This window comes from Rothia sp. HMSC071B01 (assembly GCF_001808945.1).
GTDB lineage: Bacteria > Actinomycetota > Actinomycetes > Actinomycetales > Micrococcaceae > Rothia.
Window position 1 is genome coordinate 464,768 of the sequence record NZ_KV795073.1, and the last position, 13,959, is coordinate 478,726.

Sequence of the window (13,959 nt, forward strand, 5' to 3'; positions counted from 1 at the left end):
GTGTTCGTTCTAACCTTTATTCAACGTTCCGCACAGCACTCACTCACTGCACTGTCGGACGAACTCGCAAAGCTCAACCCGCGTGTTGCCTTCGCCCAGACATACCCTGACGAAATTCAGGGCGCCTTCGACCGCGCCAGCGACGCACTCCACGCGGCGCTCATTGCCGCGCGCGATAACGGCTTCTGGGTCGGCATCGGAATCGGCGAGCTCAACATCCCCCGATTCGCAGGCGCACTCGGCGCCGTCAGCACCACCGACTGCACCGGCGACGCCCTCGAATTCTCACGCCTCGCCGTCGAAGAAGCACAAGGAGGCGCACCCGTACGCTGCATCAGCGTCAGCGCCGACAACCGCCACCTCGCCGACCTCGCCGCAGGCTCCGCACGCCTACTCTACCGCGTATGCGCCGACCGCACCGACGCCGAATGGCGCGTAGTAAACCTGCTCGTACCCGGCGTGCGCGGCCAACAGAAGGCCGCCGCAACCGCACTCGGCATCACCACCCAGGCGGTCAGCCGCACCCTCGTCCGCTCCCTCTGGCACGAGGAGCAGGCGGCACGCGGTGCGCTCATCGAACTGCTGACCCGTATTGACCGTTCGCGCCGCCGCGCCACCTAACCGCCGCCGCGCATCCCTCATTCTTTCGCGCTTGCCCGCCTATAGTGCCTACCAGCCTCTCGTACCTGCCAGCGCGGAACCGAACACCTGATCCCGCCCGTGATGGTCACCCCCTGCCAGGGGTGAACCGTCCGGGCGGGACGCTCTTTAAGCCCGCGCTGAATACCCTGTAGCTCGACGGGCAAAACCAGAGAAAAGGTAGACTTATCTTTATGCCTCTTTCAGAACTTTCCGTCAGCACCCAGAACTATCTCAAGGAAATCTGGAGCCTCGAAGAATGGACCAAAACCCCTGCCACCGCATCCGCCCTGGCAGAACGCATGGGCCTGCGCATTTCTTCGGTATCTGACGGCCTCAAGCGCCTCGCCGCCGCCGACCTGATCGAGCATCAGCCCTACGGCGCTATTGAGCTCACTGAAACCGGCCGCTCCTACGCGCTGGCAATGATCCGCCGCCACCGCCTCATTGAGACGTTCCTCGTGGAGACGCTCGGCTACACCTGGGACCGTGTGCACGACGAGGCGGAGGTTCTGGAGCACGCGGTATCCGACTTCATGGTGGACCGCATCGACACCCTGCTGGGGCACCCGACCCGCGACCCGCACGGCGACCCGATTCCGGATTCTTCGGGGCATATTAGTTTTCCGCAGACCGTGCCGCTGAGCCAGTGCGAACCCGGCGAAACAGTCGTGCTCGAACGCATTAACGATGATGACCCGCGCCTGCTGCGTTACCTGCAGGGCCACGGTTTTGTGCCCGGCGTGCGCCTACACATTGAGGAGGGTGCGCCCTTCTCGGAGGCGGTGAACGTGAGCGTGGTCGGTGCCGGTTCCGGCAACCTGCACGAGACGGACGCGGCTGGCGCGGTGAAGCCCGGCGGCACCATTATTCCGTTGGGTGCGGAGGCGACCGCCTCCCTGTTCGTGTCCCGCACGGTGCGCTAGGCGCAGGGCGGTAGAGGCACCCTAGAATTTCAGAAAATAGCGCTAGGCGGAGGTCCCGTAAAGGGCCTCCGCCTAGCGCTGTATTGAGTTAGTTTTAGGAAGCTGAGGGCTCAGTTTTCGTTGCAGCAGTGCTGAGTCGGCGGGCACGCATCCTGCCCAGCAGACCGTAGCGCGGGGCAAACACGTACGCCAGGGCGAACAGTATGCCCTGCGTGACGACCACGGCACCACCGGGGGATACATCCGCGTGGTAGCTGGCGTACAGGCCGGTCAGCGTGCCCAGCAGGGAGACTCCCACGCTCACCGCGAGCATCGGCACGAACCGGTCGGTAATGAGGCGTGCGGTGGAGCCGGGGATGACAAGCATCGCCACGACCAGCACCACGCCCACGATCTGCAGCGCCACCACGGAGGTCAGCGCCAGCATAATGAGTAGCAGCGCGCCGAGCAGACGCGGACGCAGCCCCACCGCCTGCGCGAAGCCCGGGTCGAAGGCGTACAGTACGAAGTCGCGGCGCTTGACCAGCAGCACGGCGGCAACCACCACCGCGAGGATAGCGACCTGCCAGACGTCCGACCAGGACACGCCCAGCACGTTACCGAAGAGAATATGGTTCAGGTCGGTATTCGACGGCGTGACCGAAATCAGCACCAGACCGAACGCGAACATGGTCGTGAACACGATGCCGATCGCGGCGTCTTCGCGCACGCGGCCGCTACGCCGCACCCCGCCGATGAGCGCCACAGCCAGGAGTGCGGCAATGACCGCGCCCACTGCGAAGGGCGCACCGAAAATGTAGGCGAGCACCACGCCGGGTAGCACCGCATGCGAGATTGCGTCACCCATGAGCGACCAACCGAGCAGCACGAGCCAGCAGGAGAGCAGGGCGCAGACGGCGGCGGCTATGACGGTGACCACGAACGCGCGGAGCATGAAGGGCAGGGTCAGCGGCTCCACCAGAAAGTTGAGGATGTCCATTTAGTTCTTCCCTTCCGCAGAGCTGTTTGCAGTAGTGCCGGTAGCAGCGACCGGCGCGCCGGCGTCCACCTCCATGCCGAAGGCACGCACCAGGTTCTCGGGGGCGAGCACCTTCTCGGGGGTGTCGTGCATCAGAATTGTGCCGCGCAGCAGTAGCGCCTCGTCGGCAAACTGGCGCAGGCTCGCCAAGTCGTGCGTGGAAACCAGCACGGTCGCGCCCTCGTCACGCAGCTGTTCGATGACCTGAATGAGCATCGCCTCGCTGCGCTTGTCCACGCCGGCGAAAGGCTCATCCAGCAACAGCAGCTGGGCGCCCTGGGCGATAGCGCGTGCCACGAAGGCGCGCTTACGCTGACCGCCCGAGAGCGCCCCAATCTGACGGTCGGCAAGGTCGGTCAGTTCCACGCGGGCGAGCGCCTCATCCACGGCAGCACGGTCTGCGGCACGCAGGCGGCGGGTGATGCCGAGGTTGCGGTAGCGTCCCATGCTGACGACCTCACGCACGGAGATGGGGAAGGTCCAGTCGATTTCTTCGCTCTGCGGCACGTAGCTGACGAGTCCGGCGCGGTGGTGGTGCGCGTTCTTGCCGCGGCTGCCACGGTTACCGCCGACGGGCTGCCCGTCGAGGGTGATGCTTCCGGCGTGCATGGGCACGACCCCCATGATGGCTTTGAAGAGGGTGGATTTGCCGGAGCCGTTCATGCCAATCAGGCCGCAGATACGCCCGGTGTCCAGGGTGAAGGATGCGCCGGTGAGGGCACGGACTGGCCCGTAGTTCACGTGCACATTTTCGCAGCTGAGAAGAGTGCTCATTCCTTGTGTTCTTTCTGGTGGTCACCGTATGCGTGGGGCGGGTGTACTTGCTTGCGTGTTGCTGAGTGGGTATTGCTGAGTAGGTGCCGTGTGGGCGGGTGTTAACGGCTGGGAGGAGTGGAGCCATGAAGGCGACCGCCCCTCCTACCCTATCGGGGGTTTAGGGTTTACCCGGGGTTTTCGATGCCGGGTTTGGCCCGGGTTTCTACCGGGTTTATTCGGGGTTTATGCCGGGTTTAGGAGTTGCCCTTGAGGCCCGCCACGATGGTGCGGGCGTCGTAGCGAATCATGTCTAGGTAGGTGGGCACGGGGCCGTTCGCTTCGGAGAGGGAGTCCACGTAGAGCACGCCGCCGAATCGTGCGCCGGTGGCGTCTGCGACCTGGCGCATCGGGTTGTCAGAGACGGTGGATTCGCAGAACACGGCGGGCACCTGGTTCTCGCGCACGTAATCGATCGCGGAGGAAATCTGCGAGGGGGTCGCCTGCTGTTCGGAGTTGACCGCCCAAATGTACTTTTCCTTCAGGCCCGCGTCTGCCGCCAGGTAGGAGAAGGCGCCTTCGCAGGTGACCAGTGCGCGCTGGTTCTCGGGCAGGGTGGAGATTTCCTTGACGAGCTCGTCACGCACGCCCTGCAACTGCTTCTTGTAGGCTTCACCGCGGGACTTGTAGTCGGCGGCGTGGCTCGGGTCGAGGGCGCTAAATTCGCGAATCATCACGTCCACGTACTTTTGCACGTTGCTGGGGCTCATCCAGGCGTGGGGGTTGGGCTTGCCCGCGTAGGCGTCCTCGGTAATGGAGATGGGCGTGACCCCCTCGGAGACGGTCACGTGCTTAGCGTGGGATTCTTCAACGAACTTCGCGAACCAGGATTCGAGGTTCAGGCCGTTGTCGAGCACCAGGTCGGCGGCGTGCGCCTTCTTCAGGTCGGAGGGGGTGGGCTCGTACTCGTGGATCTCTGCACCGGGCTTGGTGAGGGATTCGACGTTCAGGTCGTCGCCTGCCACGTTGCGGGCGATGTCTGCGAGCACGGTGAAGGTGGTGAGCACGGTCTTCTTGCTACTACTGCTCTTAGCGCCTTCGGTGGTGCTGGAGGTGCTACCGCAGCCGGTGAGCACGAGTAGCAGGGTGAGTGCGAGGGCGGCGCAGAGCGCCTGGACGAGGCGGCGTGCGTTGCTGCCTGCGGGGGTGAAAGCGTTCATGAGGCATCCTTCATTAGAAGTCACGGGTTTGAGTATGTGGTTGATGTGTGGAGTTTGCCGCGCCGGGACGCTAGGGACACGGTTGTGTCTGCGCAGGCATCATAATGCGCTTTTGCCTGTCGTCCCGGGCGGAATTTAACAATAGTTCGGCTAGCCGAACTTTTCAACTAAGCCACACAGAAAACCCCGAAATATTGGCAGAAACCCAGGAGCAGGCGCGCAGAAACACAGGACAGAAGCACCGGCATATACAGCAAGGAGGCGGGGACCCCTCCCCCGCCTCCTTACTACACGCGGTTCTACGGCAAGCTATACGCTCGGATTAGTCGGCAATCTCAACCACGACCGGCGTGTGGTCGCTTGCGCCTTCACCGGCGCGTTCCACCTTATCGATCCAGGCACGTTCCACGCGTGCGGCGAGCGCGGGCGAGAACAGCTGAAAGTCAATGCGCATGCCCTCATCCTTGGTGAAGCGGCCCGCCTGGTAGTCCCAGTAGGTGTACTCGCCCGGAGTGTGCGGGCGTACTACGTCCACCATGCCCTCTTCGAGTAGGGCGGCGAAAGCGCGGCGTTCGGGTTCGGAAACGTGGGTCATTTCGTTGCGCAGGAAGTAGTCTATATCCCACACGTCGGCATCCTCGGGGGCGACGTTCCAGTCACCGACCAGGGCAAGCTGCGACTGCGGGTTAGCCGCCAGTTCGTTGTGCACGTTCTGACGCAGCGCCTCCATCCAGCGGAGCTTGTAGTCCATGTGCGGGTCGGTCAGGCCGCGGCCGTTGGGCACGTAGAGGCTCCAGACACGCACACCGCCGCAGGTCGCACCAATAGCGCGCGCCTCCAGCGCCTCGGGCTCGCCGGGCTTGCCGAAGTGCGGCTGGTTATCGAAGCCGCGCTGCACGTCTTCGAGGCCAACTCGGGAGGCGATTGCCACGCCATTCCACTGATTCAGGCCGAAGTGCGCAACCTCGTAGCCCATGAATTCGAAGAGGTCGAAGGGGAAGGTTTCGTCCTTGGTTTTGGTTTCTTGCAGGGCGAGCACGTCAACGTCGTGTTCGTCGAGCCAGTCTTCGACGCGGTTCTCGCGGGCGCGGATTGAGTTGATGTTCCAGGTGGCAATCTTCATGCCTTCTAGCTTAGCGGGTGCAGCGCAGACGCCCTTCATTGCACGGAGGCGATGGCGCGGCGGGCACGGGCGCTCGCAACCTGCCAGAACAGCACAGCACCCGGAACAGAGCACCGCCCGCCTGCGCAACCCATTGGGTAGCACCGGCGGGCGGTGAATATATGCGCTAGTCAGCACTGAATCTAGTCAGCGCTAAAGCTAGTCGGCATTACTCCTAGTCAGCGGATTCCTAATCAACGGCGGGAGTACCCACAATCTTCAGGCCCTTATCGCCGTACGCCTTGAGCATGTACAGGGCGTCAGAGAAGTACAGGGGGCTGGCGGGGTCCACCACGTCTGCTACACCATCGCCATTGCGGTCAACCTCAGGGTATGCACCCAGGGTGCGGGCTGCCCAACGGTTTTCAGCCTTGAACTGCTCAACCTTCTTAGCTTCGGCACGTAGCGGGCGGCGGATCTGGCGCAGGCGTGCGGCACCGTCGGGGCTACCTGCGGCACGGTAGAGGAACGCGGCGAGGGTGTGGCGGGTGGCGTAGTCGTCCGGGTGGAAGAGCCCGTCATCCCAGCCGGAGGTGATGCCCGCATCCGCCGCCCAGATGTAGGCGGGGTAGTCCGGGTCGGTGGTTGCCACATCCTTGTAGGGGGAGGTCTTGGGTAGGTTCTTGACGGTCGGCGATCCAGCCATGCGGTAGAGCATGCGCACGAGCTGGCCGCGGGTGACGCTTGCACCGCTGTGGCGGCGGGTGACGGTGTATTCTTCGCTGTCGAGGTAGCCGTGGCAGACCGCCCACACGCCGGGGGTGGCGCTCATGGTGCCGAGGAAGTTGGCGACGCATTCGACGTAGCTGGGGTCATCCTTGGGCTGCTCTGCCTTGATGACGAGCTGCAGGTTCACTGCGGGTTTTGCGGCGTGGGCTTCTGCAGCATTGGCGGCAGGCTGTGCGCTCACTGCGGAGGTGACGGGTACGGCACCGAGGGCGAGCGCGAGGGTGAGGGCAAGGGCGCGGCGTGCGCGGGGAGCGGGTGTGAGTGCTCGGGAGATAACCGAAAACATGGGTTGTCCTTATGTAATTGTGGTTGATAACCGGCCGGAAGGAACCGGTTTTTAGGGTCGATTTTGGGGTCGCTAAATGGAGCGAATAAGAGAAGGGGAAAGGAGTGCGTTGAGGAATAGTGAGAAGCGGCAATGAATAGGGGCTGACGTGCGGCAATATGCGGTTTTGGTGTGTACCAACGATGTGCGTGTTCCGCATGCTGTCGCACGGCTATGGTGATGCACAGTGAATGGACTGTTTTACACCGCCATAGAAAGTTTAAAGTACATATTGATATTTTATTCAATATTTAATTGAGACTTTTATCAATTAAAAATTAAACATTGTTCTAAACGACAAAGCAGCTGCGAATGGTATGTATTCCATTCACAGCTGCTTTGATTTTTAGCTGATATATAGCGGTATAACGCACCCACTAGGGCACACGCGCCTCCCTCACGATTCACAGGAAAGTCCCGAACCGGTTCGGGCGTGTCTACTAGCTGCCGTCAGTTGCCGTCAGTTGCCGTCAGTCTCTACTAACCGCGCATCACGTTGTAGGCTTCCTTGGTGAGCTGACCGGCGGGCGAGGTGGAGTGGCGCAACTCCTCAACCTCAATAACCACGTTCGCGCCGATTGCGCCGGTAACGTACACGCGGCGGCCGAGCATATTACCCTCGCCGATGCGGTCGTCCTTGGCGGTGCCTTCGGTGATGCGCAGGTCGTAAATCTTGTTTTCAATGTAGAAGCCGTACAGGGAGGCGGGCTTCTCCGGCGGGTTGTAGGAAACGGGCGCGACCATGCGGGTACCGCGCGCGTTGCGGCTGATGTACCAGTTGGCGGCCTCGTCGGCACCGGCGGCACCGCTGACGGTGCCAGCCCAGCTGGAACCTTCCGCTTCGCATCCGATGAAGACGTTGTGCGCCCACTCAACAATCCAGCCGTGACCCGCGTTGGAGCGTGCGGTGCAGCCGATGAACATGTTGCGTTCACCCTGCACGATCCAGCCTGCGCCGGCGTGGCGGGTGGCGGGCTCGTAGAGGGCGTTCTTGTTGCTGGTGCGGTGGTTGCTGTTGCTGGAGCAGTTCTCGAACTTAGCCTGCGCCGCGTACACCTCGATACCGGCGTAGGAGCCGCCGCTGAGATTCGCCTCGGCAACGTCGATACCGCGCAGCTTGTTGTCTGCCGCGCCGGAGTTCTGTCCTTCATTGGGGCGGCGGGGGTGGCCGGCGGGCTTGCCGAGCAGCAGACCCTGGTTGAGGGTGCGGCGGATGGTCACGTCGTCAATTTTCATGCCCTGGTCGTCCAGGCCGAGCACGGCAACGCCGATGGCGGTGTCCCAGACTTCCACACCTGCGATAACAGGCACGATGTCCGGTTCGTTGAGCAGGTCGCCGGTCAGGTGGGTGTGGAAGATGACGCCGGCGACGTTGTTCAGCGGGGCGGTGTGCGCATCGAGCGGGTAGCTGCTGATGGGGGTGTTGGCGGCGTTGGTGCGGATATGCAGGTTGCGTACGCCCATGCGCATGGGCTTGTTGGCGTTGTAGCTGCCGTAGACGGGGGTGGTGTAGCTGCCGACGTGGAACACGCCGGTGTATTCGGTGTGGCCGTTGGCGGTGGTGGGGATGGCACGGTCGGAGTGCGCGATGACGACGGTTGAGGAGCCGTAGCCGAAGATTTCGACGCGGTGCTTGATGTCGATGAAGGGGTAGGAGACGCGGTAGATGCCGCGGGGTAGTTCTACGGATCCGCCGCCGCGTGCGGCGACAGCGTCGACTGCGCGCTGGATGGCTGCGGTGGAGTCTTTGGCACCGGTGGGGTCTGCGCCGTAGTTGATGGCGTTGATGCTCATGGGCGTATCGGGCATGAGGGGCTCAATTCTTTCGATGGGTACCGCGTTCGGTGCTGAAGGCGGCGTGGTGAGTGAATTGAGTGAATACGGCAGTATGCGGTGAATACGGTGCTGCGCGGGTGCAGTGTTGAGTTTGTGTGGTGCGGTGTGTTGGGCGCATTTCTGCGGGTGTTTTGACGTGTGCGGGTCTGTGCACCGGCAGACCTGCCTTCTGCTCAAGGGTACCGCATTGGGCGTGTGGAGGCGATGACCGGGCACTGTGATGCCTGCTCCCCTACCCCGTTTTTCTACGGTTTTTCGGCTGTTTTGGGTGCGGGTTAAACGCCGAGGGGCGGGGATTACCCCCCGCCCCTCAGACGTATGCGTTTTAAGATTTTGTGATCACGAGCCTCAGCTCACAGAGCCTAACCCGCGAGGATTAGCCCATGAACACGCCGTTGCCGCGCTTCTCCAGCTGCTTCGGCGCGAAAGTCGCGTGGCGAATATGATCCACCTCAATGAGCACGTTATCGCCCATAGCACCGGTCACGTGAACACGGCGGCCAATCATGTTGTTCTCACCAATACGGTCATCCTTCGCGGACGCAGTCGTAATGTGCATATCGCGAATGTTGTTCTCAATGTAGAAACCGTACAGGGAAGCCTTCGCCCAGCTGTAAGGGTTGTGCGAACGAGGAGCCACGAAGCGGCTACCGCGTGCGTTACGACCAATGTACCAGTTCGCCGCCTCGTCACCTCGAGCAGCGCCGGTAACAGCGTCCTGGAAGCTCGAAGACTCACCCAGGCAGCCAATGAACTGGTTGTTACCCCACTCCACGAGCCAGCCGTGACCGGCGTTCTCCTGGGCGGTGCAGCCAATGAACATGTTGCGGGTGCCCTGAATGAACCAGCCTGCACCCACGTGGCGGGTCTTCACCTCGTACAGGGCGTTCTTACCCTGGTTGCGCTTGTTGAACCAGCTGGTGGACGCCTCGAACTTGGACTGAGAAGTGTAAATCTCAATACCCGCGTAGGTGCCGAAGCTCATGTTTGCGTCAGAGACGTCAATCATGGAGAACTTGTTATCTGCCGCACCGGGGGTGTCACCCTCACGGGCACGCAGCGGGTGGCCGACGGGCTTACCGACCAGCAGGCCCTGGCGCAGGGTCTGGCGGATGCGCAGCTTGTCAATCTTCATGCCCTGGTCGTCCAGGCCCAGGATTGCAACGCCGATGGCGGTGTCCCAAATCTCGATGTTGGACAGGGTGGGCACTGCGTCCGGCTCACCGGGATTAGCGTCCGCAATGCGGGTGTGGAAGATGACACCTGCAACGTTGTCGACGGGCTGGGTGTGCTTCTCCAGGAAAATCTGGTTGCTCTTAGAATCCAGCGGCAGGTTGTACTTGTTGGTGCGGATGAACAGGTCACGCACGCCCATACGCATGGGCTTGTTCTGGTTGGTGCCACCGCTCATGGGGGTGGTGTAGCTACCGGTGTGGAAAACGCCGGTGCATTCGTAGCTACCGTTCTTGGTGGAGGGAATACCCTTGTCGGTGAAAGCGACGATTCGGGTTGCCTGACCGTGGCCGAAGATCTCGACGCGGTGCTTCATTTCGATGAAGGGGTAGGAGACGCGGTACATGCCGCCGGGAATCTCCACGGAGCCGCCGCCCTGCGCAGCAACATCATCGATAGCCTTCTGGATAGCACTAGTGGAGTCTCGTACGCCGGTGGGGTCAGCGTTGTACTTGGAATCGCATACGTTCACGCTCATGATGGTAGCCATGGAGTGTCCTCTTTCTTGGCGGATACAGACAGCGATTAGCGCATAGATGGAATCTAAGCGCGTCATTAAGCTGAGTGTATCCAGTTGTGTTTGAGTGAATAAATGGTTTTGAGCTTCCTTCCGGTTGAGTGAGTGAGTCTCTTCCGGTGCGGGATGCGGGCGGGGAGTGAATCCGCTGCATCAATGCTCGTGGGCGGTGTGAGGGAGTGAATCTCAACCATTCCCACATGAGTCATAAATTCTTGCATACAGGATGCAAATCTGTCTAACCCATCGACAAAATATTCTAGGGCAAAATCGGGGCTTTTTCGCCGCTCAACACCCGATAGTGTTGATTGTCTCGCTCGTCACTTTGGTGCAATAGAGTGCAGATAACCCACAGAAAACCAACTGACCAGTACAAATGTCACATTTTGCACGTAAATGCACTAGTCAGGGGAATTTTTGCCAAAGCGCGCAACATCACTTTTCAGACGGGTCATCCAGACCCAAAGAACCCATTAAAACCCCTCATCAGAGGCTTATCTCACAGGTTCAAGGGCGCCCGCGCGTATCCGTCGGAGCGCCCGCCGGGATGTCCACCAGGGTGCCCGCTAGCCACCCCGGCGAACGCCCCGACAGGCGCCCAGTAGGAACCCAACAGTCCCCTACTGAACTTCCTTCGCGGAGGCGGCACCCACCACATCCAGGCGCGCATAGCGGCCCGCAAGCCAGGTACAAATCATCAACTGAACCTGATGGAAAATCATGATCGGCAGCATCATCAGGCCCAGCGAGCCCGCACCAAAAATAATGATCGCCATCGGCAGGCCAGCCGCCAGCGACTTCTTCGAACCGCAGAACTGAATCGTAATGCGGTCGGCACGGTTGAATCCCAGGCGCTTAGCCAGCTGGTCAGTCAGCCACAGCATGAACACCACAATAATCGCCATGAGCACGACCAGCAGCACAATCTGCCACCACGCCACGCGCGTCCACACGCCCTGCACCACCGAAGCGGAAAACGCCGAATACACAATCATCATGACCGAGAACTTATCCAGCCACTTGGTCGTCGGCTTCTTGGCAAACTCCCCCACCCAGCGGCGCGTCAGCTGACCGAGCACGAACGGCAGAAACAGCTGAATGGCGATGTCCAGGAAGACCGTTCCAGAGAACTCAATATGGCCCGTGTTCATCAGCAGCATGGCGAGCAGCGGGGTCGCCACCACACCCACAATCGAGGAGAGCGAAGCACTCACAATCGCCGCCGCTACATTACCGCCCGCAATAGATGTAAACGCAATCGATGCCTGCACGGTCGAGGGCACAAAGGTCAAGAACAGAATGCCCATGTACAGCCCATCACCGAGCACGAAACGCAGCGGTGAGAGCGCCAAACCGACCAGGGGGAACAGCACGAACGTGCAGCTCAAAATCATCAGGTGCAGACGCCAGTGGGTCAGGCCGCGAATCGCCTCCGCGGTGGAGAGGCGGGCGCCGTACAGGTAGAACAGCAGGGCGACCGCGAACTTCGTTCCGGTACTGAACCATTCGGCGAAGTCGCCGCGCGCAGGCACGATAATGGCGAGGATGACCGCGCTAATGAGCATGGTCAGCAGCGGGTCGAGTTTGATGGAGCGAAGGGATGAGAGCATGCTGTCCATTCTAGACCTGTGTCTGTGTGAAGGGTCGGGGGTGCCGGGTGCATCTCAGCTGTAGGCGGGGTGTTGAAGGTTATGTGCGGCTGTAGCAACCGACTACGAGCCTGTGAGGAGGCGGTTAACGGCAGAACCCGTCGGGGCGCCTCAGGCACCCCGACGGGTTCGTGAAGGTTATTGAGCTGTGCGGCTCAGGCGGGCGCTTAGAGCGCACCCGGGCGGATACTGGCTACTTCTTATCGCCGTCGAAGCCGTAACCCTGACCGTACGAGCCACCCTCAGAGGAGTTGTTGCCGTACTGGCCGTAGCCATACTGCTCGGGAGCAGGCTGGCCGTTAGAAGACTGGCCGTTAGGCTGGCCATTAGAGGGCTGCTCAGGTGCGGGCTGGCCTGCACCGTTCTGGGTTGCACTGTTCTGGCCTGCGGCAGGCTGACCCGGTGCGGGCATCTGCGGGCCACCGGGAGCGCCCGGTGCCGGCACGCCACCGGCGGCAGCGTACGCATCCCAACGCTGGCCGTGGAAGGCACGAGCCTGCTCGGTGAGCCAGCCAGCGAACAGCGTAGAGTTCGCGTCGAACTCGGGGGCGTTCTCGGGCTTGGAGTACACATCCACGGTTTCCAGGGTGTGGTCTGCCCAAACATCCTGGTGTTCACGCATGAACTCGGTGGACTGAATCGGGTCGGGCCACATGTGCACCGGCTCCGCCGCCGGAATCAGGACAGGAACGCGCGGTGCGGCGTCCTTGACCGGGTTCTCAGTCGGGCGCCAGAACAGGCGGCCGGGCTGGGTGCGGTCACGCAGCGCATGCGCACGCCAGGTGAGGATGGGGTGGCTTGCCAGGAGGTTCACGTACCAGACGGCAAGGCCGCGGTCGGTCACGGCACGGTCGGCAAGCTCATCGAAGTTGACCTGCTTGTTCAGGTACTTACCTGCCGCAAGCACCTTGATAGCGCCCTCAGCGCCCTCGGGGCAGAAGCGGTAGCCGAAGTTGTCGGCGGTGTACTCCTGCGAGCGGGACAGCGCACTCGACAGCACCGGAATCTGGTTGAACAGCGTGGTGAAAATCAGACGGAAATAACCGACGTGACCTGCGGCGATGTGGCCCACCTCGTGGCCAATGATGAAGCGCAGCGCCTCCGGGTCACGGGACTTACCACCGATCTCGAACAGGTCAGAGTACAGGCAGATGTAGCGGCGGAAGCCGTGACCTGCCGCGAAAGCGTTCATCACGCCGTTACCGAGGATGACGTACGCGTCCGGCACGCGGCGCAGGCCCGCCGCCTCCGCTGCTTCGGCGAGCATCTGGTACGCCTCAGGGAACTGGGTCGGGGTGATGCGCACACCGCGAACACGCTGCTGTGCGTAGTAGATTGCACGAACAATGAAGATGGCAATCGGGCCCAGGATGAGCAGACCAACCGTCTGGAAAATCAGGTCTTCCAGGCTTGCGGAGGTGCTGCCGGAAGGTACTCGAACCGAGCCTTCACCGGTTGAGCTGAAGACGTAACGCATCATCGAGCTGAACAGGTCAGCCAGCGCCATGAACAGCACAATGTAGCCGACCGCGGTGACGGCGTAGGCGGCGACCAGCCACGGAATTTCGGAGGGGTGACGCAGCGCGTGCAGCACCTTCGGCGGCAGCATCGACTGGTAGGCGAAGAGCTTCGGCTGGGGTAGGGGGCTGACCGGCTTCTGGCGCTCATCTTCGGGGAGCCAGCCGGCGGAGAGGTCCTGCGGGAGGGGCTCACCGGGGGCGTGGAATGCCTGCTGGCCGGGCTGGGCGTTGAACTGCCCGCCGGGCTGCTGGTGGTTTTCAGGGGGTTGAGTCATGTCTCGTCCGCTTCGTATCGAGTGTTATCTGATTCCACTCTATCGTTTTTGGGCACTTACTAGTGAATGTGAATGCGCTTTTTCTCATAGAATGCCCATTCACGACGCTACAGTACGCCACAGCATCGGAATACACCACGCCGGAATTCACAGCGCC

General features: G+C 61.6%; 11 protein-coding genes. 2 read left to right on the forward strand and 9 right to left on the reverse strand.

What is annotated here, in order from left to right:
- Complete coding sequence (locus tag HMPREF2527_RS06880; protein WP_005507641.1) at positions 1–621, forward strand: hypothetical protein; 621 nt, start codon at positions 1–3, stop codon at positions 619–621.
- Positions 622–833: 212 nt separating this feature from the next.
- Positions 834–1,565 (forward strand): metal-dependent transcriptional regulator, encoded by a 732-nt coding sequence (locus HMPREF2527_RS06885; RefSeq protein ID WP_005504316.1) that lies wholly within the window; start codon positions 834–836, stop codon positions 1,563–1,565.
- A gap of 94 nt (positions 1,566–1,659) precedes the next feature.
- On the opposite strand, the gene HMPREF2527_RS06890 is transcribed toward HMPREF2527_RS06885, so the two are convergent.
- The 9 genes from HMPREF2527_RS06890 to HMPREF2527_RS06930 all read right to left on the reverse strand — a co-directional run bounded on the left by HMPREF2527_RS06890 (position 1,660) and on the right by HMPREF2527_RS06930 (position 13,802).
- Entirely contained in the window at positions 1,660–2,544 is an 885-nt protein-coding gene (locus tag HMPREF2527_RS06890) for a metal ABC transporter permease (RefSeq protein WP_012902755.1), read from the reverse strand.
- Entirely contained in the window at positions 2,545–3,357 is an 813-nt protein-coding gene (locus tag HMPREF2527_RS06895) for a metal ABC transporter ATP-binding protein (RefSeq protein ID WP_005507644.1), read from the reverse strand.
- 236 nt (positions 3,358–3,593) lie between these two features.
- Entirely contained in the window at positions 3,594–4,556 is a 963-nt protein-coding gene (locus HMPREF2527_RS06900) for a metal ABC transporter substrate-binding protein (protein ID WP_070507324.1), read from the reverse strand.
- Positions 4,557–4,878: 322 nt separating this feature from the next.
- On the reverse strand, positions 4,879–5,679 hold the full coding sequence (locus tag HMPREF2527_RS06905; RefSeq protein ID WP_049357434.1) for an exodeoxyribonuclease III: 801 nt from the start codon (positions 5,677–5,679) through the stop codon (positions 4,879–4,881).
- 229 nt (positions 5,680–5,908) lie between these two features.
- The gene (locus HMPREF2527_RS06910) at positions 5,909–6,733 is read right to left on the reverse strand and encodes an S-layer homology domain-containing protein (RefSeq protein ID WP_070507329.1); all 825 of its coding nucleotides are present in this window, start codon (positions 6,731–6,733) and stop codon (positions 5,909–5,911) included.
- Between the two features lie 519 nt (positions 6,734–7,252).
- Positions 7,253–8,581: a glycosyl hydrolase family 28-related protein gene (locus HMPREF2527_RS06915; RefSeq protein ID WP_070507331.1), complete on the reverse strand. Its 1,329-nt coding sequence runs from the start codon at positions 8,579–8,581 to the stop codon at positions 7,253–7,255.
- Between the two features lie 403 nt (positions 8,582–8,984).
- Complete coding sequence (locus tag HMPREF2527_RS06920; protein WP_070507332.1) at positions 8,985–10,331, reverse strand: glycosyl hydrolase family 28-related protein; 1,347 nt, start codon at positions 10,329–10,331, stop codon at positions 8,985–8,987.
- 647 nt (positions 10,332–10,978) lie between these two features.
- Positions 10,979–11,977 carry a bile acid:sodium symporter family protein gene (locus HMPREF2527_RS06925; protein ID WP_371326370.1) on the reverse strand — a complete coding sequence of 333 codons (999 nt, stop codon included), beginning with the start codon at positions 11,975–11,977 and terminating at the stop codon, positions 10,979–10,981.
- 223 nt (positions 11,978–12,200) lie between these two features.
- Positions 12,201–13,802, reverse strand: a complete 1,602-nt coding sequence (locus HMPREF2527_RS06930) for a M48 family metallopeptidase (protein WP_070507333.1) — start codon at positions 13,800–13,802, stop codon at positions 12,201–12,203.
- Positions 13,803–13,959 lie beyond the last annotated feature (157 nt).